The following is a 26827-nucleotide window of genomic DNA, read 5'->3' as shown; positions in this document are numbered from 1 at the left end:
CAGGCCCGGCGGGGGCTAGCGCCTCCGTCGGGCCGTGCCGAAGAGGGAGCGGGTGATCTCGCGGCCGATCTGGGTGCCGACCGAGCGGGCCAGGGACTTGAACATGCCGCTGCCGACGACCTGTTGGACCATGGACGGCTCTTCCTTGGCCTTGGACTCGGCCTCCGGTGTCTCCTGCGGCTTCGGCGGCGCGGTGGTCAGCTTCTCGTACGCCGATTCTCTGTCCACAGCCTGTGCGTAACGTCCGTACAGCTGCGAGGACTTCACCGCCTGGTCCAGGGCCGTGCCCTCGACCGGCCCCATCAGGGACTCGGGCGCGCGCAGGCGGGTCGCGGCGACCGGGGTCGGGGCGCCCTTCTCGCTCAGGACCGTCACCACGGCCTCGCCCGTCCCGAGGCCGGTGAGGAGTTCCTCCAGGTCGTAGGCGGAGTCGGGGAAGGTCTTCACGGTCGCCTTGAGGGCCTTCTGGTCGTCCGGCGTGAAAGCCCTGAGCGCGTGTTGGACACGGTTGCCGAGCTGGGCGAGGACGTCGGACGGTACGTCCTTCGGGGTCTGCGTGACGAAGAAGACACCGACCCCTTTCGAGCGAATCAGCCGGACGGTCTGCGTGATCGAGTCCAGGAAGGCCTTGGAGGCGTCGTTGAAGAGCAGATGCGCCTCGTCGAAGAAGAAGACCAGCTTCGGCTTGTCGGCGTCGCCGACCTCCGGCAGATCGTGGAAGAGATCCGCGAGCAGCCACATCAGGAAGGTCGAGAACAGCTGCGGCTTGTCCTGTACGGCGGGCAGTTCGAGGACGGAGACGACGCCCCGCCCGTCCGGCGCCGCACGCAGCAACTCGCTCGTGTCGAACTCCGGCTCCCCGAAGAAGTCGGCCATCCCCTGCGCCTCGAAGGCGGTAAGCGAGCGCAGGATCACCCCCGCCGTGGCCGTCGAGAGACCACCGATGTTCTTCAGCTCCGCCTTGCCCTCGTCGGAGGTGAGGAAGGCCACGACCGCCCGCAGGTCCTTGAGGTCGATCAGCTCCAGGCCCTTGGTGTCGGCGTAGTGGAAGATCAGGCCGAGGGACTGCTCCTGGGTCTGGTTGAGCTGGAGCACCTTGGAGAGCAGGACCGGGCCGAAGCTGGTGATCGTGGCCCGTACGGGGATGCCGTGGCCGTATCCGCCGAGCGCGAGGAACTCCGCCGGGAAGCCGGTCGGCGTCCACTCCTGGTGGACCTCGGCGGCACGGCCCTGGACCTTGTCGTTCGGCTGCCCGGCGGCGGAGATCCCGGACAGGTCGCCCTTGATGTCGGCCAGGAAGACCGGCACGCCCTGCGCGGAGAGCTGCTCGGCGATCAGCTGGAGCGTCTTGGTCTTGCCGGTGCCGGTGGCGCCCGCGACGAGTCCGTGCCGGTTGAGCATGGGCAGGGGGATGCGGATCTGCGCGTCGGACAGGCAGTTTTCGGCCCACATCAGGGCGCCGAGGTCCAGCGCCGGACCGGTGAAGGCATACCCGGACGCGATCTCCAGCGCCTCCCGCGGGAGAGCGGAAGCGCTGCCCGGAGCCTCGGGCGCGGTTGCCGGTGGCATGGTCTCGCGGTCGCTCATGTCAGACCCTCTGTTCCCTTTTTGCCCCTGTTTACGGCATCTTTTCCAGCGTCGCACTCCGTCTCCATGGCTGCGCCCGGAACGTCTTGACCGGTAGGCTTTCCGTGTGATCTTCAAGCGCATCGGAAACGGCCGGCCGTACCCCGACCACGGCCGGGAAAGCACCCGGCAGTGGGCGGACGTCGCGCCGCGCCCGGTCCGCCTCGATCAGCTCGTGACGACGAAGGGGCAACTCGACCTGGAGACACTCCTGGCCGAGGACTCGACCTTCTACGGCGACCTGTTCGCACACGTGGTCAAGTGGCAGGGCGACCTGTACCTGGAGGACGGCCTGCACCGGGCTGTCCGGGCGGCGCTCCAGCAGCGCCAGGTGCTGCACGCACGCGTGCTCGAACTGGACTGACCCGCCCGCGTCGAGGGCCTGTCGGAAAGGGCTTGGCCCTTTCGGGTTCACCTGCGTGGCGTCGAATGATCATCTAGTAGGCATCGCCGCTCAGGCGCACTACGCTGCGCCCATGAGCATGCTGACTCCCCCAGGCATGGGCGGCAAATACCGGATCACGGGGGACAAGTACCCGCGCATGCGACGGCGTCGGCGGCGCGGCAGGCTCGTGCTCGCCATGGTGGCCTGCGTGGTCGCGCTCGGCGTGATCGGCTGGGGCACGCTGCAGCTCATCGACGTCTTCACCGGGGGCGGCAAGAAGGCGTCGGCCGCCGGGCCCAAGGCCGACTGCGCGACCAAGGCGAGCCCGTCCGCGTCCGCTTCCACGTCCACCGCCGCGCTGCCCGAGCCGGGTCAGATCACCGTCAACGTCTACAACGCCACGCCCCGCAGCGGGCTGGCCAAGGACACCGCGGACGAACTGGAGAAGCGGGGCTTCAAGATCGGTGACGTGGGGAACGCGAGCAAGGAGTTCGACAAGAAGGTCAAGGGCGCGGGGATACTGCTGGGCCCGTCGTCGTCCCTGAACACGTCACTGCCGGTGCTGGCGACGCAGCTGGCTTCCGCCGAGCGCCGTACGGACGCGGCGCGCAAGGGCACCGACGTGGACCTGATCATCGGCACGGCGTTCAAGAATCTGACGGCGAAGGCGGCGGCGGACAAGGCGCTGGCGGCGCTGGGACATCCGCAGCCGACGCCGACTGCTTCCAAGAAGAGCTGCTGAAGCGCCGCTGCTTTTAGGGGCGCGGGGAACTGCGCGACAAGCCACGACGAACCCGCAGCCGCCACACAACCGCACCCCTATGGCGCGAAGGCGTTATTCCGCAGCCCCATAGAGACGGTCCCCGGCATCTCCCAGGCCCGGCACGATGTAGCCGTGCTCGTTGAGCCGCTCGTCCACCGCCGCCGTCACCACTGTCACCGGCGTCCCCGCCAGCTCGCGTTCCATGACCTCGACGCCCTCGGGGGCGGCCAGGAGGACCACCGCCGTCACATCGTCCGCACCGCGCTTGATCAGTTCCTGGATCGCCGCCACCAGCGTGCCGCCCGTCGCCAGCATCGGGTCCAGGACGTACACCTGACGGCCGGAGAGGTCCTCGGGCATGCGGGAGGCGTACGTGGACGCCTGCAGCGTCTCCTCGTCGCGGATCATGCCCAGGAAGCCCACCTCGGCGGTCGGCAGGAGGCGGACCATGCCGTCCAGCATGCCGAGGCCGGCCCGGAGGATCGGCACGACCAGCGGGCGCGGGTAGGACAGCTTGACGCCCGTCGTCGAGGCGACCGGCGTCGTGATGTCGACCTGCTCGGTGCGCACGTCGCGCGTGGCCTCGTAGGCGAGCAGGGTGACCAGCTCGTCGGCGAGACGGCGGAAGGTCGCGGAGTCGGTGCGCTGGTCGCGCAGCGTGGTGAGCTTGTGGGCGACCAGAGGGTGGTCGACGACGTGGAGACGCATGCCCTAACAGTAACCGCGCCCAGGTGAGGCTCGCGCTGGCATCAAACCGCCCATCAGAGGGAAAGTGGGAGGGACACAGCGGGGTGGTGAGCTTATGGCCGAGCCCGGGTCCCGAGGGGACGCGTCACAACAGGAGCGGTCGGAGACCGACGCCGAGCGCAGGCGCCGCAGGGCGCAGTTCCTGCGTGATCTCGCCGAGGCCCGCGAGCTGCGGGACCGGGTACAGCCCAGGCGTGCCAAGGTCGCCCGCATGCGACACGCGATGCGCATGCGCACCTTCCGCTGGTAGACGTAAGCCGCCTCACAGCCGTCGTAACGCCAACCGGGTGCATGCGTCTCATGATTGCCGCGTACGATCCCGCTGGTGGTCGATCAAAACGGGCGGACACAGGGAGCCGAAGACGTCCCCTGAACGCCTTGTTTCTGCCACGATTCCGAGTGGGCGGGGCTCGGAGCACAGCTCTCCCCGCCCAAGCCTCCGCCGGGGGGACCCCCAACCGGCACGCCTATGACCAGTGGGAGAGTCACGGTGTACTTCGCCGCACTGCTCGCGCGCACCGAAGACGGGTGGGAAGCGAGCGACACAGAGCTCGACGATGTGGAGACCCTGTCGGATCTGGCCGATCTCGCCCGGGAGGCCTCGGCCGAGGACGACACGGTGCTCGTACTCATCGAGCAGGAAGAGACGTGGTTCGGCGTGGTCCGGATCGACGGCGAGGACGACCCTCGTATCTACGTCTCGGACGCCGCCGCCGCTGCCCGCAGCAGTTACGGCGAGATCCTGCTCACCGACGAACTGCTCGGCCGGGAGCCCGGTGACGACGGCCCCGACCTGGACGCCCTCGACCTCGACGGGACCGAGGACGGCGAGGACGAGGAGGACGGCGACGACGACGCCCCTTCCGCCGAGTCCGTGCCGCACAGCCCCGTCGGCGACGTCGAGATCCTCGACGACCTCGGTGTCAGCGCCAAGGAGCTGCGCGCCCTGGACGAGGACGCCCTGAGCGCGATCGCCGAGGCGCTGGGTGCCTCGGAGGTCCTGGAGACCGTCCGCTGACACCGGCGACCGAAGCCGGCGGACCGGGCACACCGGACCCGGTACGTGACCGCTGGCGGGCCGCGATGCGGCTCGCCCTGGACCAGGCCGAGCGGGCCGGCGGGGACGTCCCCGTCGGTGCCGTCGTGCTGGCCGCGGACGGTACGACCGTGCTCGGCGCCGGGCACAACGAGCGCGAGGCCACCGGCGATCCGACGGCGCATGCCGAGGTCCTCGCGATCCGCCGGGCCGCGGCCGACCTCGGCGAGTGGCGGCTTACGGGCTGCACGCTCGTCGTCACCCTCGAACCCTGCACGATGTGCGCGGGCGCGATCGTGCAGTCCCGGGTGGACCGGGTCGTCTACGGCGCCCGTGACGAGAAGGCCGGCGCGGCGGGCTCCCTCTGGGACGTCGTACGCGACCGGCGGCTCAACCACCGGCCCGAGGTGATCGAGGGCGTGCTCGCCGAGGAGTGCGCCCGTCTCCTCACGGACTTCTTCCGGGACCGCTGACCCCGTTCCCCCTTCCCCGAATACCGATTTCAAAGCATGGCCTGGCGTGCTGTAAGGTCTCTCTCGGTAGCGTGTCCGAGCGGCCGAAGGAGCTCGCCTCGAAAGCGAGTGTGGCGCAAGTCACCGAGGGTTCAAATCCCTCCGCTACCGCAGGTAGACGAGGGGCCCGGTCCGTGGACCGGGCCCCTCGTGGTCTTCCGTCTCACGGGAACCGAGTCCCAGACTCTGACGAGACGGATGTCGCCACGTCCACCGCTCTGCGTCCTGATGGCCGGGCTGCCCGGCTCCGGCAAGACCACGCTCTCCCGCGCCCTGAATGATCACGGGTTCGTTCGTCTGTGCCCGGACGAAGAGACGTACCGCCAGCACGGCGTCTACGGGGTCGACTTCCCTCGTGGCACATTCCCCGCCCTTGAGCGACCGGTGCTCGAAGGCGTGGCAGGTTGAACTCAGGGATCTGCTCGAGGCCGGCCACGACGTCGTCGTCGACCACGGCTTCTGGATCCCGGAAGACCGGGCCGGATGGCAAGCCATCGCCGTCGACTCCGGTGCCATCCCTGTGCTGATCCATCTCGCGGCCGACCATGACCAACTCTGGGCGCGCATCCGCAAAGCGCAACGAGTTCCACGCGGACGATCCGAATTCGATCTACTTCTCCGAGGGCGATCTTCGGCGGTACCGGGCGCGGTTCACCCCCCTCGGGAGACGAACCGCACCTCCTCCACGACGGCGATGTTGCGGGCGTGATCGCGGTCATGGAAGCCGACCTGCATCAGCCCTGACCCGCAGGGACTTACCACCAACCCCGTTTGACTGACACCCACGCCAGCCACACCAGGCCACCGGTGATCAAATAGTTCCTGGTCCGCAACCAGTCCACGTTCACTTGAGACAGCGCCGCCACCAGCATGAACGCGACGGCCACGCCGGGCCATACGAGGACGCCCCAGGATCCGGTCCGGCGGCGTCGGGCGGGCGCCGCACCTGCGATCTCCGCCGCGACGTAGGGGGCTATGTACCCGCTGCGCACCCCTGCGATCACAGCGTCGGCTATGTCCTCCTTGTCGGCTCTGGTCAGAGCTTTCTCTGCCTTCGAGATCGTGTAGACGTCACCGTGAAGGAAGACATCTCTGCCTGCGGTGACGTTTCCAGTGCCGGATACGTTGACCCGGACCTTTTCCGTGTCAGCCGACCCCGTTCCACTGCCCGGGCTCTGTTGGCTCAGGGGAGCTGGTTGTTCCACGTCAGTTGGTCCCGCCCTGCTGACCGGGCCCTGCTGACGGATCGGGGCCGTGGATGACGTCGCGACCTGCAGCGGTGATCCCCGTGCCCTTCGAGGTCACGATCGTGATCGGACCGTTGCCCGTCTGGTTCCTCCGATTGAAGGTGATCCTCAGGGCAACCGCCGCTCCCCCGAGCGCCGCCACGACGATGGAAGCCACCGCTATCAAAGAACCCTGATCCATTTCGCCCACCGATGCCGGCTTTGTTCTTTCTATGCGACATAAACGATATTCAGATCATAGTGATGGATAATTGTGGGCAGCAGGACGAGTGAACGCAAGACTTCCCTCTTCCGGGTCACCTCTCCGCCGGAGGCTTGACATCTGCGCCTCTGTGCTCCCTAGAAGGGCCCCCTCGAAAGACGGGGCCCTTCGTGCGTTCCGGACCCGCAAGTGCGCGTCGCCGACGGGGGAGAGCGGCGGCGCGTACCCCGCAGTGGGGTCCGTTCCGGCCCTGCGGATTCCTGCCAGTTCCGCTGGGCATGTCTCCATGGTCTCTCCCGGAGCGCCGCTCCGGAGCCGCCGAAGGCCCTTCACCTGCGGGCCGTTGGTCCTTAAAGGGGGCGTGAAGGTTACACTCGCGCCCGGCAACAGGGGGCCCTAGGGGCACATCAGTCACACAGGAGGCCGCGATGGCGGTGAACGCGAAGAAGATCGCCGTCTATTTGCTCGTGGTCTTCGTGATGTACGTGATCATCAAGGACCCGGCGAAGGCCGCCGACTACGTCCAGATAGGGTTCGAGGGCATTTCGGACGCCGCCAAGGCCATCGGGGACTTCTTCAGCTGGATCGCCGACGGCGCCCACTAGCCCGGAGCCCAGGAGCACACATGATCCGCCACCTCGTCCTCTTCAAGCTCGATGACGGCGTCGAGCGTGACGACCCGCGTGTCCTGGAGGGCGTCGACGCCTTCCGGTCGCTGGACGGGAAGATCCCCGAGATCCGGTTCTGGGAGCTCGGCTGGAACCTCAGCGACCGGCCCATCGCCTACGACTTCGCGATCAACTCCGGGTTCGAGGACGCGGCCGCGCTGCGCGCCTACGTCGAGCACCCGGAGCACCAGGCGGGCGTGACCCTGTGGAAGGAGTTCTCCACCTGGGTGATCGCCGACTACGAGTACTGAGCCACCGCGCTCCACAGCCTCCCGCCGGAACGGCGGGAGGCTGTTCTGCGTCTCAACACGGAGCAACGATGCGTTATGCGGTGCTTGCACACAGTGGACATGTCTTGTGATGCTATGACCGCTTTTGACGGATGAGTTGACCGATAAAGAGGTGGCGTTGACCGTGTCGGCCAGTACTGCGCCTCCCCAGGAGGCCACGGAAGCCGCGCCTGCCGTACCGCAGCGCAGCCGCGGCGCCGACACCCGGGCGCTCACCCAGGTGCTCTTCGGCGAGCTCAAGGGGCTCCGGCCCGGCACGCCGGAGCACAACCGGGTACGGGGAGCGCTCATCGAGGCCAACCTCCCGCTCGTGCGCTACGCCGCCGCCCGCTTCCGCTCCCGCAACGAGCCGATGGAGGACGTGGTCCAGGTCGGCACCATCGGCCTCATCAACGCGATCGACCGCTTCGACCCGGACCGGGGCGTGCAGTTCCCGACCTTCGCGATGCCGACCGTGGTCGGCGAGATCAAGCGGTACTTCCGGGACAACGTACGGACCGTGCACGTACCGCGCCGGCTGCACGAGCTGTGGGTGCAGGTCAACAGCGCGACCGAGGACCTCACCACCGCCTTCGGGCGCACCCCGACCACCGCCGAGATCGCCGAGCGGCTGCGCATCTCCGAGGACGAGGTGCTGTCCTGCATCGAGGCCGGCCGCTCGTACCACGCGACGTCCCTGGAGGCCGCCCAGGAGGGCGACGGACTGCCGGGACTGCTGGACCGGCTCGGCTACGAGGACCCGGCCCTGGACGGCGTCGAGCATCGCGACCTCGTCCGCCATCTCCTCGTCCAACTCCCGGAGCGCGAACAGCGGATCCTTCTGCTGCGCTACTACAGCAATCTCACCCAGTCCCAGATCAGCGCCGAACTCGGAGTGTCGCAGATGCACGTATCGCGGCTACTCGCGCGTAGCTTCCAGCGGCTGCGATCCGCGAATCGGATCGAGGCATAAGAGGCGCACGGGCGCACGCGCGGAATCACTCGCGGAACACCGCAGTTCGCAAGCAGGATCGAGTTGTCACCGGCGCGAGCGAATCGCTCACCAGGGCTGTTCCCGACAGTTCTGGGCTGAAAAACGCTCAGACCCCCTCTTTCCAGGGCCGATTCGCATCTCGCATGTCGACATGTCACTACAGCGTGTTGCCGACATGTGACATTCTTCCGCCAACGCGTTTGCCGTGGCTTCGGCTCCGGTATTCAGGTGAAGGCTGAACTCCTCGCCGAGGGGAGCTTCGGCCGCGACCGTCCCGCGACCCAGAGGGGGTGGCATGTCCGCAGACCAGGGCAGCTCCAAGGTGCTCACGCTCACGAAGAGCGACTCCGCGCCCGGCGCCGTTCTCGACGACGTCACGGCCCTGGAGGCCGTACCGGCCCCGGCCCTCCCGTCCTCGGGAGCCATCGACACCCGCACCCTGTCCCGCTCCCTTTTCCTGCGGCTCGCCGCACTGGACGAGAACAGCCCCGAGCGCGCGTACGTCCGGGACACGCTGATCGAGCTCAACCTCCCGCTGGTGCGCTACGCGGCGGCCCGCTTCCGCTCGCGCAACGAGCCGATGGAGGACATCGTCCAGGTCGGCACGATCGGCCTGATCAAGGCGATCGACCGGTTCGACTGCGAACGGGGCGTGGAGTTCCCGACGTTCGCGATGCCGACGGTCGTCGGCGAGATCAAGCGGTTCTTCCGCGACACCTCCTGGTCGGTGCGCGTCCCGCGCCGCCTCCAGGAGCTGCGTCTGGCCCTCACCAAGGCCAGCGACGAGCTCTCGCAGAAACTGGACCGCTCCCCCACCGTCCCCGAACTCGCCGCCGTGCTCGGCGTGTCCGAGGAGGACGTGGTCGACGGCCTCGCCGTCGGCAACGCGTACACGGCGTCCTCGCTGGACTCGCCGGCCCCGGAGGACGACGGCGGCGAGGGCTCCCTCGCGGACCGGCTCGGCTACGAGGACACGGCGCTCGAAGGCGTCGAGTACCGCGAGTCGTTGAAGCCGCTGCTGGCCAAACTCCCGCCCCGCGAGCGGCAGATCATCATGCTCCGCTTCTTCGCGAACATGACCCAGTCGCAGATCGGCGAGGAGGTCGGCATCTCGCAGATGCACGTCTCCCGCCTGCTGACCCGCACGCTGGCGCAGCTGCGTGAGGGCCTCATCTCCGACTGAGCCAAGAGCGCTTCAGGGGTTCCTATTTGACGGAGTGTCAGCCACCATGGCGCGATGCTGCGTGGAACTCCTGGGACCACATGGACCACCCGGACGACCCGGACACATGGCCGTCGAGGCGCCGCGATCGGCGCGTCGGCGGCCGTCGTCTGCCTGGCCGCGGCGCTCGCCGCGTGCGGGGGCGGCGCGCGTGAGGGCTACGTCGCGACCGGCATGGTGGGCGGCCCTCAGCCTTCCGGTACGGCGGTGCGGCCGACGGGGAGCGTGACGCTGGTGCCGCTGGAGGGCGAGCGGGCGGCGAGCGGGCGCGCCGGGGCCACCAACTCCCCTGCGGGGAGCGGCGATACGGAGGGCAGCTCGCCGGAGGCGACGGTGACCGCAAGCCCCGGCCCGTCGGCCGACGGCGCCAAGTCCGGTCGTACGACTACGGGTTCACCGTCCGCGACGACCGCCCCCAGCCCTGCCACCCCCGCCGCCCTCACCTGGGGCGATCCCGCCCGCAAGGCCACCGACAAGCGGTGGTGCGAGGACGTGACGCTGGAGTTCGTCAACTCCGGGGGCACCGCGGTGCGTTCGGGTGAGGTGACCTTCGGGACGCACATCATCGGGGCGCTCGGGCTCGACTGGGGGACGGTCGAGTCGACCGCCGGGCTTCCGGTGCCGATCAAGGCCGGCGCCGAGAAGGAGAAGACCTGGACGGTGTGCGTCGAGTCCTGGCGCGTGCCGCTGGGCATGCACATCGAGACCCGGGACGTCGCCGTCCGGTGGAAGTAGTGCCGTGCGCTACTTGAGCGCGAGCCAGGCCACCGCGGCCACGACCGCCACGGCGACCACGATGCCGACGATCAGGCCGATGCGGGGGCCGGAGGACGCGGGCGCCTGCTGCTGCTGACGGCCCTGCGGACCCTCGTCCACGAACGCGCGGAACATCTGGGTGCTGCCGGCGGGGTCGTAGTTGCCCTGGGGGTTCTGGGGGTTAGCCATAGCTGGAGACCCTAGCGAATACGCGTGTGCTGCCCAAGTGGGGGTCCGCCGGTACCCGTAGCCGCCGCCACCTGCGTGTTTACGCTCGCAATACTTGCCTTTGCCAAGTTTTTATGCCACCCCCACCCCAGATTGTTTGCCTGTAGCAACCAACAACTCTTATGGTTGCCCTAAGCAACGAATGCGGGAGGTGTGATGGCCGAGCGGGCACAGTACGAGGAGCTGGTACGTCAGTTCAGCGCCTTCGGTGCCGTGAAGCGGGAGCTGGGACGGATCCTGCCGTCCGACTGCCCGAGCGGCAGCGCTGCCGTGCTGACGCTCCTTGGCCGCCACGGCGACATGCGCATGAGCCGGCTCGCGGAGCTGCTCGCGGTGGACATGTCGGTCACCAGCCGGCATGTCACGCACCTCGCCGAGCGCGGCTGGATCGACCGCTCCCCCGACCCCGCGGACAAGCGGTCCCGGATCCTGCACCTCACCCCGGCCGGCACGGCCCGCCTGGAGGCGCTGTCCGAGCGGACCACCCAGCTGCTGGCCGAGCGGCTCGCGGACTGGAGCGACGAGGAGGTCGCCCAGCTCACCCGGCTGATGGCGCGCCTGCGCTCCAGCTTCGACGACAGCCGCGTCGCCGCCCTGCCGCCCAGGCTGCCGCCCCCCGCGCTCGAAGAACCCGAACCGACCACCCGTACACCCGCGAACACGTAAGAGAAGGAAGTCCATGGCAACGACCACACCAGCCGGTGTGCGGGCTCATGCCAAGCACGGGGGAGGCTCCGCCGCCGAGTACGCCCCGATGTCCCATCGGCAGATCATGGAGGCCATCTCCGGTCTGCTGCTCGGCATGTTCGTGGCGATCCTGTCGTCGACGATCGTCACCAACGCCCTGCCGCACATCATCAGCGACCTCGGCGGCGGCCAGTCCGCCTACACCTGGGTCGTCACCGCCGCCCTGCTGTCGATGACCGCGGCCACCCCGCTGTGGGGCAAGCTCGCCGACCTGTACAGCAAGAAGGCGCTCGTCCAGATAGCGCTCGTCATCTATGTGCTGGGGTCCGCGGCCGCGGGTCTGTCGCAGAACGCCGGCATGCTGATCGCCTGCCGTGTCGTCCAGGGCATCGGCGTCGGCGGTCTGTCCGCCCTCGCCCAGATCGTCATGGCCGCGATGATCTCCCCGCGTGAGCGCGGGCGTTACTCCGGCTACCTCGGCGCCACCTTCGCGGTCGCGACCGTCGGCGGCCCGCTGCTCGGCGGTGTCATCACCGACACCTCGTGGCTGGGCTGGCGCTGGTGCTTCTACGTCGGTGTCCCCTTCGCCGTCATCGCGCTGATCGTGCTGCAGAAGACGCTGCACCTGCCGGTCGTGAAGCGGGACGTCAAGGTCGACTGGGCCGGCGCGTTCTTCATCGCCGCGGCCGTCTCGCTGCTGCTGGTCTGGGTCACCTTCGCCGGTGACAAGTACGACTGGATCTCGTGGCAGACGTACGCGATGGTCGGCGGATCGATCGTCCTCGGGCTCGTCTTCGTGCTCATCGAGTCGAAGGCCAGTGAGCCGATCATCCCGCTGCGCCTGTTCCGCAACCGCACCATCACGCTCGCGTCGCTGGCCTCGCTGTTCGTCGGTATCGCGATGTTCACCGGCACGGTCTTCTTCAGCCAGTACTTCCAGCTCGCCCGCGACAAGTCCCCGACGATGTCCGGCGTCATGACCATCCCGATGATCGGCGGGCTCTTCGTCTCCTCCACCGTCTCCGGGCAGTTCATCACCCGCACCGGGCGCTGGAAGGCCTGGCTGGTCAGCGGTGGCGTGCTGGTGACGGCGGGCCTGGGCCTGCTCGGGACCATCCGGTACGACACGGCCTACTGGAAGATGTCGATCTTCATGGCCCTGCTGGGTCTCGGCATCGGCATGATGATGCAGAACCTGGTGCTGTGCACGCAGAACCAGGTCGAGCCGGGCGACCTCGGCTCCGCGAGCTCGACGGTCACCTTCTTCCGTTCCCTCGGCGGTGCGGTCGGCGTCTCGGCGCTCGGCGCGGTGATGTCCCACCGGATCACGCACTACGTCACGGACGGCATCGCCTCCCTCGACCCCAAGTACCGGGCCGCGCTGGCCGGTTCGAGCTCCTCGACCGACAGCATCCCGGACCTCGCCAAGCTGCCCGGCCCGATCCGCACGCTCATGGAGAGCGCGTACGGCCACGGCATCGCCGACGTCTTCCTGATCGCCGGCTGCCTCGCGGCCTTCGCGTTCCTGATCACCCTGTTCATCAAGGAGGTCCCGCTGAGGACCAAGGGCGCGCTGGCGCAGGCCGCGGCGGCGGACGAGACGCCGGCGGAGGCCTCTGTCGAGGCGCAGGCCCCGGCGGCGGCGGCGCAGGCTCCGGCCGCGGAGCATGTCCCGAGCTGGGCCGTGACCACCTCCGAGACGGAGACCGCCGCCGACGGCACGCAGCGGCTGGCGGCCGTGGCGACCATCGCGCGGCCCGAGGAGTCCGCGGCCAGCGGCGGGATTCCGGTACGGGGCTTCGTGCGCGGCAACGAGAGCGCGCCGGTGCCGCAGGCCGCCGTCACCCTGATCTCGCTGGCCGGACGCCAGCTGGGGCGGTCGGTGACGCAGGCCGACGGGTCGTACGCGGTGGACGCGCCGAGCGTCGGGTCGTACGTCCTGATCGCGGCGGCGGACGGGTTCCAGCCGCAGGCGTCCACCGTCGTCGTCAACGGCGAGCCGGTCTCGTACGACATCCTCCTGAGCGGTACCAGCGGTCTCAACGGGCTGGTGCGGGCCGCGGAGAGCGGGCTGGCGGTCAAGGACGCGATGGTCATCGTGACCGATGTGCGCGGGGATCTGCTGGCCACCCAGGCCACCGGTGAGCAGGGCGAGTTCTCCTTCGCCGAGCTGGTGCCGGGGGCGGTGACCGTCGCGGTGAACGCCGCCGGGTACCGGCCGCGGGCGCTGCCCGTCGAGGTCGGCGGCGCCGGGGTCACCCGGATCGAGGTCGACCTGGACTCCGGGGCCCAGCTCCAGGGCGTCGTACGGGCGCCGCACGGTCCGCTGGCCGACGCGCGGGTCACGCTGGTCGACGCGGCGGGCAACGTGGTCGGCACCGCCACCACCGGTCCGGACGGGGCGTACGCCTTCACCGACCTGAACGGCGGCGACTACACGGTCATCGCGACGGGCTACCCGCCGGTCGCGACGGCGCTGACGGTGAACGGCCGCGGTGTCGACGACCACGACATCGAACTGGCCCACCCGGGCGAGTAGTTCGGACCCCGGCCCGTGGCGGGCGGTGTGCGCGCGCTCTGAGCGGAGGCGCGCGCCCGGCGCCACGGGCCGGTTTCTTTTCACGACCATTGCAGCACCGCAGGGAGAGAACGGGATGAGACTGACCGCGAGGATCCGTACCAGGGACGGATGGGCCGTGTCGCACGCGGTCGTCACGGTGACCGACATGAGCGGCACGCAGGTGCTGCGGGCCGAGGCGGACGCGGAGGGGGCCGTGCGGGACACGACCTCGCTGACGCCGGGGCCGTACGTCGTCATCGTCACCGCCGTCGGATACGCGCCCGCCGCCTCCACGGCCATCGTCACGGCGAGCGGGCGGGCCGAGCTGGGGAACGTCACGCTGGCCCGGCAGGGCGGTACGGAGCTGCCGCCGCCGGGGCCATGGACCATCGACCCGGCGCACTCGAGCGTGGGGGCCGTGGCCCAGCACCTGGGGATCTCCAGCGTGCACGGGCGGTTCACCGAGTTCGCGGGGCGGATCGAGATCGCGCCGGACGAGGTGGAGAAGTCGCGGGTGGAGGCGGTGATCCGGGCAGAGTCCATCGACACGGGGAACGGGATGCGGGACCAGCATCTGCGGTCGGCGGACTTCCTGGACGTGGAGCGGTTCGCGGAGATCACTTATCGGTCCAGTGGGCTTGCGGCCGCCGGTTCCGACCGGTGGACCGTGCACGGGGAGCTGACGCTGCACGGGGTGGTGCGGCCGGTGGATCTGGACCTGGCGTACCTGGGCACGGGGTCCGACCCGTGGGGCGGGACGCGGGCGGCTTTCCGCGCCACGACCGAGCTGCGGCGGGAGGACTTCGCCATGAACTACAACCAGGTGGTGCAGGCGGGGATCGCGGCGATCGGTACGACGCTCAAGGTGGAACTCGACATTCAGGCGGTGCAGGGGGAGTCGCTGCCTCAGGCCTAGGCTGAGGGCATGGCACCCAACATCGCTACGAACACGTCTGTCTCCCTCGAAGAGTTGCTGGACTTCGTACGGCCCCGGCACCGGGCGATCCTGCTGACGCGGCGGGCCGACGGCAGCCCGCAGGCCTCGCCGCTGACCTGTGGCGTCGACGACTCGGGGCGGATCGTCGTCTCGACGTATCCCGAGCGGGCGAAGACGCGGAACGCGAAGCGGGACGAGCGGGTCAGCGTCGTCGTGCTGAGCGACGAGTGGAACGGGCCGTGGGTCCAGGTGGACGGGACGGCCGAGGTCATCGACTCGCCGGAGTCCGTGGAGCCGCTGGTGGAGTACTTCCGGAACATCTCGGGGGAGCACCCGGACTGGGACGAGTACCGCGAGGCGATGGTGAAGCAGGGCAAGTCGATCATCCGGGTCACGCCGGTGAAGTGGGGGCCGGTGGCTACCGGGGGATTCCCGGCGAGGCTGGTCTCCGACCAGTAGTCAGCCGCGAGTCAGCGGCGGGAGACCATCGCCTCGATTCCGGCCACCAGCAGGTCCAGGGCGAACGTGAAGTCCCGCTCCCGCATCTCCTCCACCGTGTCGCCCCCTCGGGCCGCCATGATGTCGGCGTTCTCCTTGATGATCGCGGCGGCCTCGGGGGCCTGGGTCACCGCGCTCATCGCGTGCTGGAAGTACTCGTCCTGGGACATGCCCGCCGTGGCGCAGCGCGCGATGAAGTGGCCCTCGATCGTGCCGAAGCCGTACACGAACTGGAAGACGGCCGAGATGGCGCCGGACAGTCCGTGCACGGGCAGGCCCGTCTTGCGGATGACCTGCTGGACGACCCGGGAGAAGGCGAGGCTGTTCGGGCCGATGTTCAGGAACGTGCCGGCCAGCGGGGACAGCCACGGGTGGCGGACCAGGAGGGCGCGGTACTCCGTTGCCAGGGTGCGGAGTTGGGCCCGCCAGTCCTCGTCGGTCCCGGGGTCGGGCAGGGCCAGCTCGCCATAGGCCGCGTCCAGGGCGAGTTCGAGGAGGTCGTCCTTGGTGTCGACGTACCAGTAGACGGACATCGCGGTGACGTTCAGCTCCCCGGCCAGGCGCCGCATGGAGAACTTGGCGAGTCCCTCGGAGTCCAGGAGCCGCACGGTGACCTCGGTGATGCGGTCGCGGTCGAGGCCGGACGGCTGACCGCCGCGCCCGCCCCGCCGGACCTTGCCCTCCAGCCACACACTGGTCCGCGCCGCCCGCTCGGCTGCCCTCACCATTGGCGCACCTTCCTCGACTTCCACGGTTCACTGATCAAGATGCTAGGCCGCAGCCATCTCCGAGTCTGCCCGCTGAGCCCGGCGCAGCAACGCCGCGGCCACGAACCCGCCCAGCAACACGGCCACGGCACCCACCAGCTGACCGGCCTTCAGCCCCTCGGCCAGCTGCCCGGAGGAGCTGAGCACCGCACCCAGCACCGCTACCCCGAGTCCGTTCCCGAACTCGGCCAGGGTGCCGTTGATTCCGGCTCCCACCCCCGCCTTCTCCGGCGGGATCGAGCTCATGATGGCGTGCGCCATGGCCGGGTTGGCGATCGCGCAGCCACCACCGATCAGCAGCAGCCCGAGCAGCGTCGCGCCGTAACCACCGGTGTCGAACACGGCGATCGACACCAGCCCGCCCGCCATCAGCACCATCCCCAGCGCGATCGACACCGGTGTGCCGAGCCTGGCCGCCCACTTCGCCGACAGGCCCGAGAAGTTCAGGACGACGACGGTCAGCGCGAGCGGCGCCGTGCGCAGGCCGGCCTCCAAGGGGCCGTACCCGAGCACGAACTGCAGATGCTGGGTGAGCAGGAAGAGCGCGCCGCCCATGCCGAAGGTGATCAGGACCGCTCCGGTGACCGCGCCCGTGAAACGGCGGTCCCGGAAGAAGTCCAGGTCGAGCATGGGGTACGGGATCCGGCTCTCCCACCACGCGAACGCGCTCAGGACCAGCACGGCGACCGCTGCCGTCAGCAGGACCCGGCCCGACAGCCAGCCGTGGTCCGGGCCGGAGATGATCGCGAACACGAGGGAGGCCATGCCGATCGTGGAGAGCAGGGCGCCGAGGAGGTCGGGGCGGTCGCCGGTCGGGTTCTTGGATTCCGGGACGAGGGCTACGACCGCCACCAGGCCCAGGGCCACCACCGGCAGGTTGATCAGGAAGATCGCGCCCCACCAGAAGTGGTTCAGCATGAAGCCGCCGATGAGCGGGCCCGCCGCGAAGCCGAGCGCGTTGACCGCCGCCCAGACGCCGATCGCCTTGGGCTGCTCCGCGGGCGCGAAGATCTGCATCGCCACGGCCAGGGTGGTGGTCAGCAGCAGCGCGCCGCCGATGCCCATGCCGGCCCGCGCGGCGATCAACTGGCCGGTGGAACCGGCGAATCCGGCGACCAGCGAGCCGAGGCCGAACAGGGCGAGTCCGGCCAGCAGCATCTTCTTGCGGCCGTAGCGGTCGGCCGCGCTGCCGGCCGTGAGCAGCAGGCCGGACTGGACGAGCGAGTACGCGTTGATCATCCACTGGATGTCCGAGGTCTCGGCGTGCAGCTCCCGGGTGAGGGAGGGGATCGCCACGTTCAGGACGGTGTTGTCGAGCAGCACGGTGAGCTGGGCGAGGCAGATGACACCGAGGATCAGCCAGCGCTGGGGATGGCCGTGGGGGGACGCGGACGTAGACATGCCGTACACCGTATAGCTGGTTGCTATACGGTGTACAACACTTTCTCCGTCAGCCGTTGACCGTCAGCTGCTCGCCTTCTGCGTCAGGTCGTAGAACGTGGACGAACCCACCGTCACCTTCTTGAAGTTCTTCTCGACCCACGAGGTGATCTGCGAGGACGTGCCGCTGCTGCTGCCGCCCATGCCGCCGCTGCTGCCGGACGAGATGAAGTAGTGGATCTTCCCGTCCGCCACGTACTGCTTGAACTGGGCCAGCGTCGGGGACGGGTCCGTGCCGTTGAAGCCGCCGATCGCCATGACCGACTGGTCGGTGGCGAGCTGGTAGCTCGCGGCGTTCTGGGCGCCGATGGCCGCGGCGACCCAGGTGTACTTCGAGGAGTCCGTCTCCAGCAGCTTCTTGGCCTGGGAGCTCACGGTCGCGCCGTTCAGCAGGCCGCCGACGCCGCCGCCCATGCCGCCGCCGTCGCCCATCTGACCCCGGCCGCCCTGCTGGTTCTGGGTGGTGCCGTTGCCGTTCTGCTGGCCCGGCATTCCGCCGCCGAAGCCGCCGTTGCCGTTGCCGGTCGTGCCGCCGCCCGGGAAGCCGTTGCCGTTCTGGGTGGTGCCGCCGGTGCCGTTCTGGCCCGGCATACCGCCGCCGAAGCCGCCGCGGTTGCCACCGCCGCCGGGGCCGCCACCCATGCCCATCATGCTCGCGCCGGCCGGACCGGCCGTCGGGATGGAGCCGGTGTGCGCGGAGTTGACCGTGCTCAGGGTGTACGCCGCCGGGCCCGCCAGCGCGGCCACCAGGCCCACCGCGGCCGCCCCGAGGGCGAGTTGGCGGTTGATGCGGCCGGCGAAGATCAGGCCGAGCGCGGCGGTCAGACCGCCGATCAGGATCAGGTACTTCAGCCAGGGCAGGTAGGTGGAGGTGCGGTTGAGGAGGACGTAACCCCAGACCGCTGCCGAGACGACGGCGGCGGCGAGGGTGATCGACGCCCACAGCTCGGCGCGCTTCTCCCACAGGAGCCCGGCGCCCATGCCGACCACGGCGGCGATGTAGGGGGCGAGGGCGATCGTGTAGTACTGGTGGAAGATGCCCGCCATGTAGCTGAACACGATCATGGTCATCAGCAGCGAGCCGCCCCAGACCAGGAACGACGCCCGGGTCACCGAGGTCCGCTTCAGCTTGCGGGTCGCCACCAGACCGGCGACGAGCAGGATCAGCGCGGCCGGGATCAGCCAGGAGATCTGGCTGCCGATCTCGGAGTTGAACATCCGGTCCCAGCCGGTAGCGCCCCAGCGGCCGGAGCCCGTGCCGCCGCCACCGCCGCCGACGCTGCCGGTCTCGTCACCGCTGATGCGGCCGAGGCCGTTGTAGCCGAAGGTCAGCGACAGGAAGCTGTTGTCCTGCGAACCGCCGATGTAGGGGCGGGAGGAGGCCGGCCACAGCTCGACGATCGCGACCCACCAGCCGCCGGAGACGACCAGCGCGACCGTGGCCAGGGCGAGCTGTCCGATCCGCTTCTTCAGCTTGTGCGGGCCGACGGCCGCGTAGACGAAGGCGAGCGCCGGCAGGATCAGGAAGGCCTGCAGCGTCTTGGCGAGGAAGGCGAAACCGATCGCCACACCGGCGTACACCAGCCACTTGGTCTTGCCGTCCTCGACGGCCCGTACGACGAAGTAGCAGGCCAGCGCCATGAGCAGGGCCAGCATCGCGTCCGGGTTGTTGAACCGGAACATCAGCGCCGCGACGGGAGTGAGCGCGAGCACCGCACCCGCGATCAGACCTGCCCCGGGGCTGAAGCGTCGGCGCACGGAGGCGTAGACGACGGCGACCGTGCCGACGCCCATGAGGACCTCGGGGCCGAGGATCGTCCACGAGTTCAGGCCGAAGATCCGGGCCGCGATCTCCATCGGCCACATGAACGCCGAGGGCTTGTCGACGGTGATCGCGTTGCCCGCGTCCAGCGAGCCGAAGAACATCGCCTTCCAGCTCTTGGTGCCGGCCTGGACGGCCGCCGAGTAGAAGGAGTTGGCGTAGCCGGACGCGCTCAGGTTGTAGAAGTACAGCGCCGCGGTGGCGAGCAGCAGGCCCCAGAACGCGGGGCGTACCCAGCGGGGGTCCTCGGGGCGGCCGCGCCACAGTCTCCGCGCGAAGGGCTGCTTGGGCTCACCGGCCTGGGGCTCGGCGGGGAGGGCCGGCTCCGGCTCCTGCACGGGCGAGTCGATCGTCTGCGACGGCCCCCAGGAGGACGGACCGGGCCCGGACCCTCCCTCGTAGGTCGTCTGGTCGTAGTGGGTGGTCATCGTCAGTCCCTCGGATCGGTGTCGGTCGGGCGCACCGGCTGCAGATGCATGGTGGCGTCCTCCCAGCGGCGGTCCGCGACTTCACCGGCGCGGAACTGGGTCGTCTCATGGCTCTCATACGTGCCGTTCGGGCGGCCGACCGGACGCTGCGGCAGCGGCGGCTGCGGGCGGTACGACTGCTGGAACTGGTCCTGGTACTGGGGATGTGCGGGCACGCTCGTCGCGTAGGTCGGCGAGGACGGGTTGGGGCTGTGCGAGGCCACCACCGTCGACGGCTCACCGTCCCTGCGGTCGGAGAAGACCCAGGCGCGGAAGAGCAGGAAGCGCAGCACGGTCGCCGCGAGGTTGGCGGCCACCAGGACCGCCAGCTCGGTGGAGTGCGCGGGGTCGGAGGTCGCCGCGTTCAGGGCGGCGAGCGAACCGGCGGTCAGCGCGAGACCGATGCCGAAGACGACGAGCCCCTGCGCCTGGTGGCGCACGGCGCCGCCCTTGCCGCGCACCCCGAAGGTCAGGCGCCGGTTGGCCGCCGTGTTGGCGACGGCGGAGACCAGCAGCGCGAGCGCGTTGGCGACCTGCGAGCCGGAGAAGGTGCGGAAGCCGCTGTAGAGGAGGAGGTAGAAGAGGGTCGACAGACCGCCGATGACGCAGAACCCGACGAGCTGGCGGGCCAGCCCCTTCGGCACGTCCTGGATCTCGCGGTCGCGCGGGTCGTCGCCGAACGGCCGGGCGATCCGGTCCAGCGGCAGCGAGCCGGTGGCCAGTGCCTTGCCCACGCGCCACACCCCCTTGAGGTCCTCGGTCGCCGTCTTCACGATGTGGACGGTGGAGTTCGGGTCGTCGACCCAGTCGACGGGCACTTCGTGGATACGGAGCCCCGCGCGCTCGGCGATGACCAGCATCTCGGTGTCGAAGAACCAGCCGGTGTCCTCGACCAGCGGCAGCAGCACCTGGGCCACGTCACGGCGGATCGCCTTGAATCCGCACTGCGCGTCCGAGAAGCGGGCCTGGAGCGAGCCGCGCAGGATCAGGTTGTACGAGCGGCTGATGAACTCCCGCTTCGGGCCGCGCACCACTCGCGAGGAGCGGGCGAGCCGCGAGCCGATGGCCAGGTCGGAGTGGCCCGAGATCAGCGGGGCCACCAGCGGGAGCAGGGCGTTGAGGTCGGTGGACAGGTCCACGTCCATGTAGGCGAGGATCGGGGCGTCCGAGGCTGACCAGACAGTGCGCAGCGCGCGACCACGGCCCTTCTGCTCCAGGCGGAAGTTGCTGACCTCGGCGATCTCCGCCTCCAGCCGTGCCGCCACCTGGGGAGTGGTGTCGGTCGACGCGTTGTCCGCGATGGTGATGCGGAACGCGTACGGGAACGTGCGCTTGAGGTGCTCGTGCAGTCTCAGCACACACGGCTGGAGGTCCTTCTCCTCGTTGTAGACGGGGATCACTACGTCCAGGACAGGCGTACCGGCGTCGCCGGCCGGGAGGTGCTCCCGCGCCGGCAGGGTGCCGGGAGAAGAGTCGGTTCGCATGACAACGACTCTGGTCAAGTGCCCTGTTGCACCCATGTGGTGGCACTGTGCTGTACCTGTGAGTGCGATTGCCAATTCGTTTCGGGGGCGGGCTGCGGAATCGCGGGGGCAAGCGCCGGCAAATGCACGGTAAACACGGTGCAGCCCGGAACGCTGTCCACGGTCACGGCACCCCCGTGGGCGGTCGCGACGGCCTGCACGATAGCAAGTCCGAGGCCGGTGGAGCCGGTCGCCCGGGACCGCGCCGAGTCACCGCGCGCGAACCTCTCGAAGACGTGCGGGAGCAGGTCCGGCGGGATACCGGGGCCGTTGTCCTCGACGTCCACGCACATCCACGGGCCGCGCCGCTGGATGCGGGCGGTGACCGTCGTACCGGGCGGGGTGTGCTTGCGGGCGTTGCCGAGCAGATTGACCAGCACCTGCTGGACCCGCGCCGCGTCGGCCGAGACCAGGGCGGGTTCGTCGGGCAGGTCGAGCCGCCAGTTGTGCTCCATGCCGGCCGCGCGGGAGTCGCTGACGGTGTCGACGACCAGCGGGATGAGGTCGGTCTGCTCGAACTGCAGCGGACGGCCCGCGTCCAGCCGGGCGAGCAGGAGGAGATCCTCGACCAGCAGGGTCATCCGCCCCGCCTCGGACTCGATACGGCCCAGGGCGTGCCGGGTGTCGGGGCCGACCTGCTCTCTGCCGCGCCGGGTCAGCTCGGCGTAGCCGCGGATGGAGGCGAGCGGGGTCCTGAGCTCGTGGCTGGCGTCGGCGACGAACTGCCGTACCCGCATCTCGCTCTGCTGCCGTGCGTGCAGGGCGCCGTGGACGTGGTTCAGCATCCGGTTCAGCGCGGCGCCCACTTGGCCGACCTCGGTGTGCGGGTCGGTCTCCGACTCCGGGACCCGCTCGCTGAGGTTGACCTCGCCGGTGTGCAGGGGGAGTTCGGAGACACGGGTCGCGGTGGCGGCGACGCGGCGCAGCGGGCGGGTGGCGACGCCGACGAGCACGTAACCGGCGATGACGGCGGCACCGAGGCCTGCGGCGGTGACGCTGACCTCGACGAGGATCAGCGTGTTGATGGTGCTGTCGGCTTCCTTGGTGGGGATGGCCACGTAGAAGGCGGACTTGTCGTTGCTGGAGTACGTGACCTGATAAGTCCCCAGACCCGGCAGGTCGACCGTGTGGATCTTGCTGTCCTGGGGGACGGAGTTGAGAACCTTGATCTGGGCCTCGGTGAGCGGCTTGGGGTTCATCGAGAAGTTGTTCGTGGAGTCGGACTTCACCCCGCGCTGGGCGTCGGTGATGGTCCGGTTCACCACCTTGGCCGCGATCGTGCCGTCCGGCTGCCCGCCCCTGGTGACGAACTGGGAGGGCTTGGTCACCGGGATGTCTTCGGTCGTCTTCTGCTGCTCGCCGGGCAGGGTCTTGCCGTTGGGCGGCCCGTCGAATTCGCGGGGCGCCACCCGCGCCGCGACCTCGCCCAGCTTGTCGTTGAGCTGCTCGTAGAGGTGGGACCGCAGTGCGAGGGTCGTCACCGTGCCGATCACCGCGCACACCACGGCGATCAGCACCACGGAAGCGACGACGAGCCGCGTCCGCAGGGTGCGCGGCTGTCCCGCTCGTCGCTTCTGCGGACGTGGCCGTCGTCGCCCGCTCATGAGGCGGCGGGCTTGATCAGGTAACCGGCGCCACGCCGGGTGTGGATCATCGGCTCCCGGCCGGCGTCGATCTTCCGGCGCAGATACGAGATGTAGAGCTCGACCACGTTCGCCTGGCCGCCGAAGTCGTAGGACCAGACCCGGTCGAGGATCTGCGCCTTGCTGAGCACGCGCCGCGGGTTGCGCATCAGGAAGCGCAGCAGCTCGAACTCGGTGGCGGTGAGGTGGATGGACTCGCCGGCCCGGCTCACCTCGTGGCTGTCCTCGTCCAGCGTCAGGTCGCCGACGACGAGCACGGAGTCCGAGCGGCGGTCGGCGGCACCGGAACGGCGGATGAGACCACGCAGCCGGGCCACGACCTCTTCGAGGCTGAAGGGCTTGGTGACGTAGTCGTCGCCGCCGGCCGTCAGACCCGCGATGCGGTCCTCGACGGCGTCCTTGGCGGTGAGGAAGAGGACGGGTACGTCGGGCAGCTCGCGCCGCAGACGGCCGAGGACCGTCAGGCCGTCCATGTCCGGCAGCATCATGTCGAGAACGACGGCGTCGGGCCGGAACTCCCGGGCGGTCTGGATGGCACCCGTGCCATCTCCGGCGGCCCGGATCTGCCAGCCCTCGTAGCGGAGGGCCATGGAGAGCAGTTCGGTGATCGACAGCTCGTCGTCCACCACAAGCACTCGGACGGGGCTCCCGTCCGGCCTCAGCAGTTCGGTGCGCCCCTGGGGCGAGGTCGTGGTCATGGTGGACACACTGTCTGGATCCTCTGAGAGCACCCTTTCGACAACCTGTGATTTCCCTAAGAAACGCACAGGCACCTCTCAGGGAACCCCTGGGAATCTCTTGACCAGCGGTACCAGGGGGCACTTCTGCGGACTCGGATACATCATGTGCGGGTCAAGGTGATCAGGGCGTAAAGGGGGGCTGTGAGGAGGCTGGGGGTGTCGAGGGGGTGACATGAGTGGCGGCAGGGGGCGGTCTCACAGACCGAACAACGTCGCTCCGTTGTCGTGGCACACGGCCCTCAGCCAGTCGGCCCCGAGGCTCAGTCGCTCCAGGGCGTGGAGCTGGTGGAGGTACGGGTACGGGATGTTCGGGAAGTCGCTGCCCAGCAGGATCCGGTCCCCGAGCTCCGCCAGCCGCGGCAGCGCCCGCCGCGGGAACGGCGCGAACCGCTCGGCGAAGTCGGTGAACACCGACGTCGTGTCCAGCCGCACCTCCCCGTACCGCTCGGCCAGGTCGAGGAAGTCCTCGTACTCCGTCATCCCCATGTGCGCGATCACGAGCCGCAGCCGGGGATGCCGGGCCAGTACCCGCGCGACCGGCTCGGGCCCGGTGTGCTTGCCGGGCGCGGGCCCCGACCCGCAGTGGATGACCACGGGCACCCCGGCCTCGGCAAGCAACCCCCAAGCGGGGTCCAGGAGTTCACTCGCCGGGTCGTACACCCCCACCTGCACATGCGCCTTGAACACCCGCGCCCCGGCCTCGACCGCCTCCCGCACATAGCCCTCAACTCCCGGCTCTGGAAAGAGAGTCGAGGTGTGCAGGCAGTCAGGGGTACGGCCGGCGAACTCGACGGCCCAGTCGTTGAGCCACCGCGCCATCCCCGGCTTGTGCGGATAGAGCATGGCGGTGAAGCCCCGGACCCCGAACTCCCTTATCAACGCGACCCGTTCGGCCTCCTCCTTCCGATACGTGATCGGCCACTCCAGCCCGCCGGTCAGTGACCCGAGCGAGTCGAAGTACGCCCAGACCTTGCGCAGCACGCGCTCCGGCATGAAGTGCGTGTGCACATCGACGAGGCCGGGCAACCCGAGCCGCCCCCAGAACCGCCGAATCTCCTCGGCTTCAGTCATGGGACTTCCCTCGGCCGGCGGCGCGCTCGAACCCCTGGCTGTGCTCGACCCTGGCGATGTGCAGCGTGTACCGCTCGTACCAGTGCTCACGCCCGTACGCCTTGGCCGCCCGATGCTCCTCGTGCCGACGCCACTCCTCGATCCCTGCCAGGTCCCGGAAGTAGGCGACGGTGACGCCGAGCCCACCCGGCGTACGCGCGGCGTCCTCTCCCAGAAACCCCGGAATGCCCTTCACCAAGTCTCCGAGCCGCTCGGCGGTCCGGTCGTACCCGTCATCACTATCCCCATTGCCATCGCCATCCCCGTTGCCGTCGCCGTCCGCTCCGGTCCGTACGGAGGTGAAGACAACGGCGTAGTAGGGCGGCTCATGGGCGGCGACAGGCACGTTGGCAGACACGTTGACAGGCGCACTGGCAGGTGCACTGACAGGTGCCATCCGGTGATCACTCATGTCCCTCACGATCGTCCCCGCTCCGCCCCCACGTCCACCTCCTTGCCGAAAGGGATCCGGAAGGGATCCAACTCTTGACCGTCGCCTACGACTGCCGAACGGCCCGCCCGCCGGACCGGCCCGCCTACCGGACCGGCCCCTGCTCGTCCACGTGAAAGCTCGGCTCACCGAGGAACACCTCGGCGTCGACCGGCCCGTACGCGATGTTGAACGTGTCCAGCCAGTACGACCAGTCCTGCATGCCGGCCATGCTGCTGAACCGGAAGTTGAGCTGCCACCGCACCCACTGCCCGGGGTCGAGCCGCACGGCGGGCGGACGCCGTGGTCTCGGCGGCAGCCCGTAGAGCGGATCCACGTGCGGCGGCCGGACCCGCAACCGCCCGTTCCTCACCTGGAGTCGGACAGCCAGGTCCCTCAGCTCCGCCCGCCCGTTGTACGGGACGAAGCCCTCCCACTCGCGCATCCGAACCGTGTGCGCGTCCGGCGCCGCCAGGCCGTGCGGGACGGCGAAGCCGACAGGCAGGGCGTTGCGCCGGGCGGCCGCCTCGCCGCCGCGGGACTTCTTGGTCCAGCTGGTGCGTATCCACTGGACGGTGATGTCCATAGAGCCCCCCTCCTCCGAACACCTGCACCGGCGCCCCGGCGCACCGACAGTCAGAACAACCCGTCCTGAATCCCCGCAGCCTCCCTGAACTCCCGTACCGGCACCGTGAATCCGGTCTCGCCCCCGGTCGCCGGCACGAGGTTCCAGCCCGTCATCAGCCGGGTGTCGAGCACGACGACCCCGCGTCCGGTCGCGAGGTGCAGGTCGGGTCCCGCGGCGGCGACCAGTTCCCCGCTCACCCAGCCGCCCGGGATCAGCTCACCCACCTCCCCGACCGCCCCCGGCAGCTCCGCCAGCCCGAACACCCCGACGTGGTCGACCACTTGGCACGGCTCGCGTCTCAGCGACTCCGGCCACTCGGCCAGCCCCACGGCCCGCGCGTGGAGCGCCTCCACCTCGGCCGCGCGCTCCGCCTCCGACGCCGGCAACCGGGACCGCACGGCCCGCTTGTCGCCGTACGGAATCCGGTCCGGCACCCGGAGTGCGGCCCGCAGCAGTTCCTCCGTGCGCCGGGCGGCCATCAGCGGTCCGAGGCCCAGCCAGCTGAAGCAGACGGCCCCCTGCTCAAGCAGCCGCGCCGAGCCCCGCTCTTCGGCGGTGATCCCGACCTTGACCATGCCGGGCCCGAACCAGGCCAGATATACGTGGTACGGCCGCGGATCGTCCGCGATCGTGTCGGCGGCCACCGAGTGCGCCCGGTCCAGCCGCGCACACTCCTCGCACCGCGCCCCCGTACTCCGCCCCGGCACCACCGCCCGTACCGGACACGCATGCCCCCGCGCTCCCGCACACGTCCGCACACCCCCGTCCGCGGCCCCGAAGGCCACCCGTTTCCCCCAGGTCAGCGCGGAGCGCCGACCACCGTCCCACACCAGCACGGGACCACCTGCCGCCCACCGCAGCCCCGAGCACTTCCATGCCTGTGCCATTGCTCCCGAGAGTAGAGGCCGCCACTGACAACG

The 26827-nt window shown here is 69.6% G+C and carries 31 protein-coding genes and 1 tRNA gene; 17 read left to right on the top strand and 15 right to left on the bottom strand.

The window, feature by feature from the left end; translation table 11 throughout:
• Positions 1 to 15 precede the first annotated feature (15 nt).
• On the bottom strand, positions 16 to 1587 hold the full coding sequence (locus ABZ848_RS24220; RefSeq protein WP_360835030.1) for a helicase HerA-like domain-containing protein: 1572 nt from the start codon (positions 1585 to 1587) through the stop codon (positions 16 to 18).
• Positions 1588 to 1693: 106 nt separating this feature from the next.
• Between ABZ848_RS24220 and ABZ848_RS24215 the strand changes: the two genes are divergently transcribed.
• Together ABZ848_RS24215 and ABZ848_RS24210 are read left to right on the top strand one after the other, a co-directional pair.
• Positions 1694 to 1990, top strand: coding sequence for a type II toxin-antitoxin system VapB family antitoxin (locus ABZ848_RS24215; protein ID WP_003999914.1), 297 nt, complete (start codon positions 1694 to 1696; stop codon positions 1988 to 1990).
• A 112-nt stretch (positions 1991 to 2102) separates the two neighbouring features.
• Complete coding sequence (locus tag ABZ848_RS24210; RefSeq protein ID WP_360835027.1) at positions 2103 to 2753, top strand: LytR C-terminal domain-containing protein; 651 nt, start codon at positions 2103 to 2105, stop codon at positions 2751 to 2753.
• Between the two features lie 93 nt (positions 2754 to 2846).
• Here ABZ848_RS24210 and upp read toward each other — a convergent pair whose 3' ends face one another.
• Positions 2847 to 3482, bottom strand: a complete 636-nt coding sequence (gene upp / locus ABZ848_RS24205) for a uracil phosphoribosyltransferase (protein WP_360835025.1) — start codon at positions 3480 to 3482, stop codon at positions 2847 to 2849.
• A gap of 94 nt (positions 3483 to 3576) precedes the next feature.
• On the opposite strand from upp, the gene ABZ848_RS24200 reads away from it, so the two are divergent.
• From ABZ848_RS24200 to ABZ848_RS24175, 6 genes are all read left to right on the top strand, one after another.
• A complete protein-coding gene (locus tag ABZ848_RS24200; RefSeq protein WP_360835023.1) occupies positions 3577 to 3771 on the top strand; it encodes a hypothetical protein in 195 nt (64 codons plus the stop codon).
• 240 nt (positions 3772 to 4011) lie between these two features.
• Positions 4012 to 4539: a hypothetical protein gene (locus ABZ848_RS24195; RefSeq protein WP_360835212.1), complete on the top strand. Its 528-nt coding sequence runs from the start codon at positions 4012 to 4014 to the stop codon at positions 4537 to 4539.
• A 65-nt stretch (positions 4540 to 4604) separates the two neighbouring features.
• Positions 4605 to 5030 carry a tRNA adenosine(34) deaminase TadA gene (gene tadA, locus ABZ848_RS24190; RefSeq protein WP_360835021.1) on the top strand — a complete coding sequence of 142 codons (426 nt, stop codon included), beginning with the start codon at positions 4605 to 4607 and terminating at the stop codon, positions 5028 to 5030.
• A gap of 65 nt (positions 5031 to 5095) precedes the next feature.
• Positions 5096 to 5180: transfer RNA gene (locus ABZ848_RS24185), tRNA-Ser, on the top strand.
• An 87-nt stretch (positions 5181 to 5267) separates the two neighbouring features.
• Positions 5268 to 5477, top strand: coding sequence for a zeta toxin family protein (locus ABZ848_RS24180; protein ID WP_360835019.1), 210 nt, complete (start codon positions 5268 to 5270; stop codon positions 5475 to 5477).
• Complete coding sequence (locus tag ABZ848_RS24175; RefSeq protein ID WP_360835017.1) at positions 5425 to 5778, top strand: AAA family ATPase; 354 nt, start codon at positions 5425 to 5427, stop codon at positions 5776 to 5778. Before ABZ848_RS24180 ends, ABZ848_RS24175 begins: the two co-directional genes overlap by 53 nt.
• A 46-nt stretch (positions 5779 to 5824) precedes the next feature.
• On the opposite strand, the gene ABZ848_RS24170 is transcribed toward ABZ848_RS24175, so the two are convergent.
• Together ABZ848_RS24170 and ABZ848_RS24165 are read right to left on the bottom strand one after the other, a co-directional pair.
• On the bottom strand, positions 5825 to 6274 hold the full coding sequence (locus ABZ848_RS24170; RefSeq protein WP_360835015.1) for a hypothetical protein: 450 nt from the start codon (positions 6272 to 6274) through the stop codon (positions 5825 to 5827).
• A gap of 1 nt (position 6275) precedes the next feature.
• Positions 6276 to 6473, bottom strand: coding sequence for a hypothetical protein (locus ABZ848_RS24165; protein ID WP_360835013.1), 198 nt, complete (start codon positions 6471 to 6473; stop codon positions 6276 to 6278).
• A 473-nt stretch (positions 6474 to 6946) separates the two neighbouring features.
• Here ABZ848_RS24165 and ABZ848_RS24160 point away from each other — a divergent pair, with 473 nt between their 5' ends.
• The 5 genes from ABZ848_RS24160 to ABZ848_RS24140 all read left to right on the top strand — a co-directional run bounded on the left by ABZ848_RS24160 (position 6947) and on the right by ABZ848_RS24140 (position 10406).
• The gene (locus tag ABZ848_RS24160; RefSeq protein ID WP_242768096.1) at positions 6947 to 7123 is read left to right on the top strand and encodes a hypothetical protein; all 177 of its coding nucleotides are present in this window, start codon (positions 6947 to 6949) and stop codon (positions 7121 to 7123) included.
• A gap of 20 nt (positions 7124 to 7143) precedes the next feature.
• Entirely contained in the window at positions 7144 to 7437 is a 294-nt protein-coding gene (locus tag ABZ848_RS24155; RefSeq protein ID WP_360835011.1) for a Dabb family protein, read from the top strand.
• A gap of 124 nt (positions 7438 to 7561) precedes the next feature.
• On the top strand, positions 7562 to 8428 hold the full coding sequence (locus tag ABZ848_RS24150) for an RNA polymerase sigma factor SigF (protein ID WP_360835009.1): 867 nt from the start codon (positions 7562 to 7564) through the stop codon (positions 8426 to 8428).
• Between the two features lie 316 nt (positions 8429 to 8744).
• Complete coding sequence (locus tag ABZ848_RS24145) at positions 8745 to 9632, top strand: RNA polymerase sigma factor SigF (protein ID WP_360835007.1); 888 nt, start codon at positions 8745 to 8747, stop codon at positions 9630 to 9632.
• A 54-nt stretch (positions 9633 to 9686) separates the two neighbouring features.
• A complete protein-coding gene (locus tag ABZ848_RS24140; RefSeq protein WP_360835005.1) occupies positions 9687 to 10406 on the top strand; it encodes a hypothetical protein in 720 nt (239 codons plus the stop codon).
• A gap of 9 nt (positions 10407 to 10415) precedes the next feature.
• Here the strand turns inward: ABZ848_RS24140 and ABZ848_RS24135 are convergent, their stop codons facing one another.
• Entirely contained in the window at positions 10416 to 10616 is a 201-nt protein-coding gene (locus ABZ848_RS24135) for a hypothetical protein (RefSeq protein ID WP_360835003.1), read from the bottom strand.
• Positions 10617 to 10811: 195 nt separating this feature from the next.
• Here ABZ848_RS24135 and ABZ848_RS24130 point away from each other — a divergent pair, with 195 nt between their 5' ends.
• The 4 genes from ABZ848_RS24130 to ABZ848_RS24115 all read left to right on the top strand — a co-directional run bounded on the left by ABZ848_RS24130 (position 10812) and on the right by ABZ848_RS24115 (position 15298).
• A complete protein-coding gene (locus ABZ848_RS24130; RefSeq protein WP_360835001.1) occupies positions 10812 to 11321 on the top strand; it encodes a MarR family transcriptional regulator in 510 nt (169 codons plus the stop codon).
• 13 nt (positions 11322 to 11334) lie between these two features.
• The gene (locus ABZ848_RS24125; protein ID WP_360834999.1) at positions 11335 to 13881 is read left to right on the top strand and encodes an MFS transporter; all 2547 of its coding nucleotides are present in this window, start codon (positions 11335 to 11337) and stop codon (positions 13879 to 13881) included.
• Between the two features lie 115 nt (positions 13882 to 13996).
• On the top strand, positions 13997 to 14818 hold the full coding sequence (locus ABZ848_RS24120) for a YceI family protein (protein WP_360834997.1): 822 nt from the start codon (positions 13997 to 13999) through the stop codon (positions 14816 to 14818).
• A 9-nt stretch (positions 14819 to 14827) separates the two neighbouring features.
• Positions 14828 to 15298: a PPOX class F420-dependent oxidoreductase gene (locus ABZ848_RS24115; protein ID WP_360834995.1), complete on the top strand. Its 471-nt coding sequence runs from the start codon at positions 14828 to 14830 to the stop codon at positions 15296 to 15298.
• Positions 15299 to 15309: 11 nt separating this feature from the next.
• On the opposite strand, the gene ABZ848_RS24110 is transcribed toward ABZ848_RS24115, so the two are convergent.
• From ABZ848_RS24110 to ABZ848_RS24065, 10 genes are all read right to left on the bottom strand, one after another.
• Positions 15310 to 16065, bottom strand: coding sequence for a TetR/AcrR family transcriptional regulator (locus ABZ848_RS24110; RefSeq protein WP_360834993.1), 756 nt, complete (start codon positions 16063 to 16065; stop codon positions 15310 to 15312).
• 42 nt (positions 16066 to 16107) lie between these two features.
• Positions 16108 to 17505, bottom strand: a complete 1398-nt coding sequence (locus ABZ848_RS24105) for an MFS transporter (protein WP_360834991.1) — start codon at positions 17503 to 17505, stop codon at positions 16108 to 16110.
• A 63-nt stretch (positions 17506 to 17568) separates the two neighbouring features.
• Positions 17569 to 19794, bottom strand: a complete 2226-nt coding sequence (locus ABZ848_RS24100) for a glycosyltransferase family 39 protein (RefSeq protein ID WP_360834989.1) — start codon at positions 19792 to 19794, stop codon at positions 17569 to 17571.
• A gap of 2 nt (positions 19795 to 19796) precedes the next feature.
• On the bottom strand, positions 19797 to 21317 hold the full coding sequence (locus ABZ848_RS24095; RefSeq protein WP_360834987.1) for a bifunctional glycosyltransferase family 2/GtrA family protein: 1521 nt from the start codon (positions 21315 to 21317) through the stop codon (positions 19797 to 19799).
• Between the two features lie 14 nt (positions 21318 to 21331).
• On the bottom strand, positions 21332 to 22960 hold the full coding sequence (locus ABZ848_RS24090; RefSeq protein ID WP_360834985.1) for a HAMP domain-containing sensor histidine kinase: 1629 nt from the start codon (positions 22958 to 22960) through the stop codon (positions 21332 to 21334).
• Entirely contained in the window at positions 22957 to 23697 is a 741-nt protein-coding gene (locus tag ABZ848_RS24085; protein ID WP_278196566.1) for a response regulator transcription factor, read from the bottom strand. Before ABZ848_RS24085 ends, ABZ848_RS24090 begins: the two co-directional genes overlap by 4 nt.
• Before the next feature lie 237 nt (positions 23698 to 23934).
• The gene (locus ABZ848_RS24080) at positions 23935 to 24810 is read right to left on the bottom strand and encodes an amidohydrolase family protein (RefSeq protein WP_360834983.1); all 876 of its coding nucleotides are present in this window, start codon (positions 24808 to 24810) and stop codon (positions 23935 to 23937) included.
• Positions 24803 to 25246, bottom strand: coding sequence for an antibiotic biosynthesis monooxygenase (locus ABZ848_RS24075; RefSeq protein WP_360835210.1), 444 nt, complete (start codon positions 25244 to 25246; stop codon positions 24803 to 24805). Before ABZ848_RS24075 ends, ABZ848_RS24080 begins: the two co-directional genes overlap by 8 nt.
• 139 nt (positions 25247 to 25385) lie before the next feature.
• Positions 25386 to 25865 carry a hypothetical protein gene (locus ABZ848_RS24070; RefSeq protein ID WP_360834981.1) on the bottom strand — a complete coding sequence of 160 codons (480 nt, stop codon included), beginning with the start codon at positions 25863 to 25865 and terminating at the stop codon, positions 25386 to 25388.
• A gap of 50 nt (positions 25866 to 25915) precedes the next feature.
• The gene (locus ABZ848_RS24065; RefSeq protein WP_360834979.1) at positions 25916 to 26794 is read right to left on the bottom strand and encodes a DUF2797 domain-containing protein; all 879 of its coding nucleotides are present in this window, start codon (positions 26792 to 26794) and stop codon (positions 25916 to 25918) included.
• Positions 26795 to 26827 lie beyond the last annotated feature (33 nt).

It is taken from the genome of Streptomyces sp. NPDC047081, from assembly GCF_040643775.1.
Classification (GTDB): Bacteria; Actinomycetota; Actinomycetes; order Streptomycetales; family Streptomycetaceae; genus Streptomyces.
This window is presented reverse-complemented; position numbering and strand designations above follow the sequence as displayed.

Coding starts and splice junctions, on each gene's coding strand:
- ABZ848_RS24200 (WP_360835023.1), top strand. CDS start 3,577: ATGGCCGAGCCCGGGTCCCGAGGGGACGCGTCACAACAGGAGCGGTCG.
- ABZ848_RS24095 (WP_360834987.1), bottom strand. CDS start 21,317: ATGCGAACCGACTCTTCTCCCGGCACCCTGCCGGCGCGGGAGCACCTC.
- ABZ848_RS24080 (WP_360834983.1), bottom strand. CDS start 24,810: ATGACTGAAGCCGAGGAGATTCGGCGGTTCTGGGGGCGGCTCGGGTTG.
- tadA (WP_360835021.1), top strand. CDS start 4,605: ATGCGGCTCGCCCTGGACCAGGCCGAGCGGGCCGGCGGGGACGTCCCC.
- ABZ848_RS24125 (WP_360834999.1), top strand. CDS start 11,335: ATGGCAACGACCACACCAGCCGGTGTGCGGGCTCATGCCAAGCACGGG.
- ABZ848_RS24160 (WP_242768096.1), top strand. CDS start 6,947: ATGGCGGTGAACGCGAAGAAGATCGCCGTCTATTTGCTCGTGGTCTTC.
- ABZ848_RS24155 (WP_360835011.1), top strand. CDS start 7,144: ATGATCCGCCACCTCGTCCTCTTCAAGCTCGATGACGGCGTCGAGCGT.
- ABZ848_RS24220 (WP_360835030.1), bottom strand. CDS start 1,587: ATGAGCGACCGCGAGACCATGCCACCGGCAACCGCGCCCGAGGCTCCG.
- ABZ848_RS24115 (WP_360834995.1), top strand. CDS start 14,828: ATGGCACCCAACATCGCTACGAACACGTCTGTCTCCCTCGAAGAGTTG.
- ABZ848_RS24210 (WP_360835027.1), top strand. CDS start 2,103: ATGAGCATGCTGACTCCCCCAGGCATGGGCGGCAAATACCGGATCACG.
- ABZ848_RS24100 (WP_360834989.1), bottom strand. CDS start 19,794: ATGACCACCCACTACGACCAGACGACCTACGAGGGAGGGTCCGGGCCC.
- ABZ848_RS24105 (WP_360834991.1), bottom strand. CDS start 17,505: ATGTCTACGTCCGCGTCCCCCCACGGCCATCCCCAGCGCTGGCTGATC.
- ABZ848_RS24065 (WP_360834979.1), bottom strand. CDS start 26,794: ATGGCACAGGCATGGAAGTGCTCGGGGCTGCGGTGGGCGGCAGGTGGT.
- ABZ848_RS24130 (WP_360835001.1), top strand. CDS start 10,812: ATGGCCGAGCGGGCACAGTACGAGGAGCTGGTACGTCAGTTCAGCGCC.
- ABZ848_RS24085 (WP_278196566.1), bottom strand. CDS start 23,697: ATGACCACGACCTCGCCCCAGGGGCGCACCGAACTGCTGAGGCCGGAC.
- ABZ848_RS24145 (WP_360835007.1), top strand. CDS start 8,745: ATGTCCGCAGACCAGGGCAGCTCCAAGGTGCTCACGCTCACGAAGAGC.
- ABZ848_RS24070 (WP_360834981.1), bottom strand. CDS start 25,865: ATGGACATCACCGTCCAGTGGATACGCACCAGCTGGACCAAGAAGTCC.
- ABZ848_RS24140 (WP_360835005.1), top strand. CDS start 9,687: ATGCTGCGTGGAACTCCTGGGACCACATGGACCACCCGGACGACCCGG.
- ABZ848_RS24075 (WP_360835210.1), bottom strand. CDS start 25,246: ATGGCACCTGTCAGTGCACCTGCCAGTGCGCCTGTCAACGTGTCTGCC.
- ABZ848_RS24090 (WP_360834985.1), bottom strand. CDS start 22,960: ATGAGCGGGCGACGACGGCCACGTCCGCAGAAGCGACGAGCGGGACAG.
- upp (WP_360835025.1), bottom strand. CDS start 3,482: ATGCGTCTCCACGTCGTCGACCACCCTCTGGTCGCCCACAAGCTCACC.
- ABZ848_RS24120 (WP_360834997.1), top strand. CDS start 13,997: ATGAGACTGACCGCGAGGATCCGTACCAGGGACGGATGGGCCGTGTCG.
- ABZ848_RS24135 (WP_360835003.1), bottom strand. CDS start 10,616: ATGGCTAACCCCCAGAACCCCCAGGGCAACTACGACCCCGCCGGCAGC.
- ABZ848_RS24180 (WP_360835019.1), top strand. CDS start 5,268: ATGTCGCCACGTCCACCGCTCTGCGTCCTGATGGCCGGGCTGCCCGGC.
- ABZ848_RS24110 (WP_360834993.1), bottom strand. CDS start 16,065: ATGGTGAGGGCAGCCGAGCGGGCGGCGCGGACCAGTGTGTGGCTGGAG.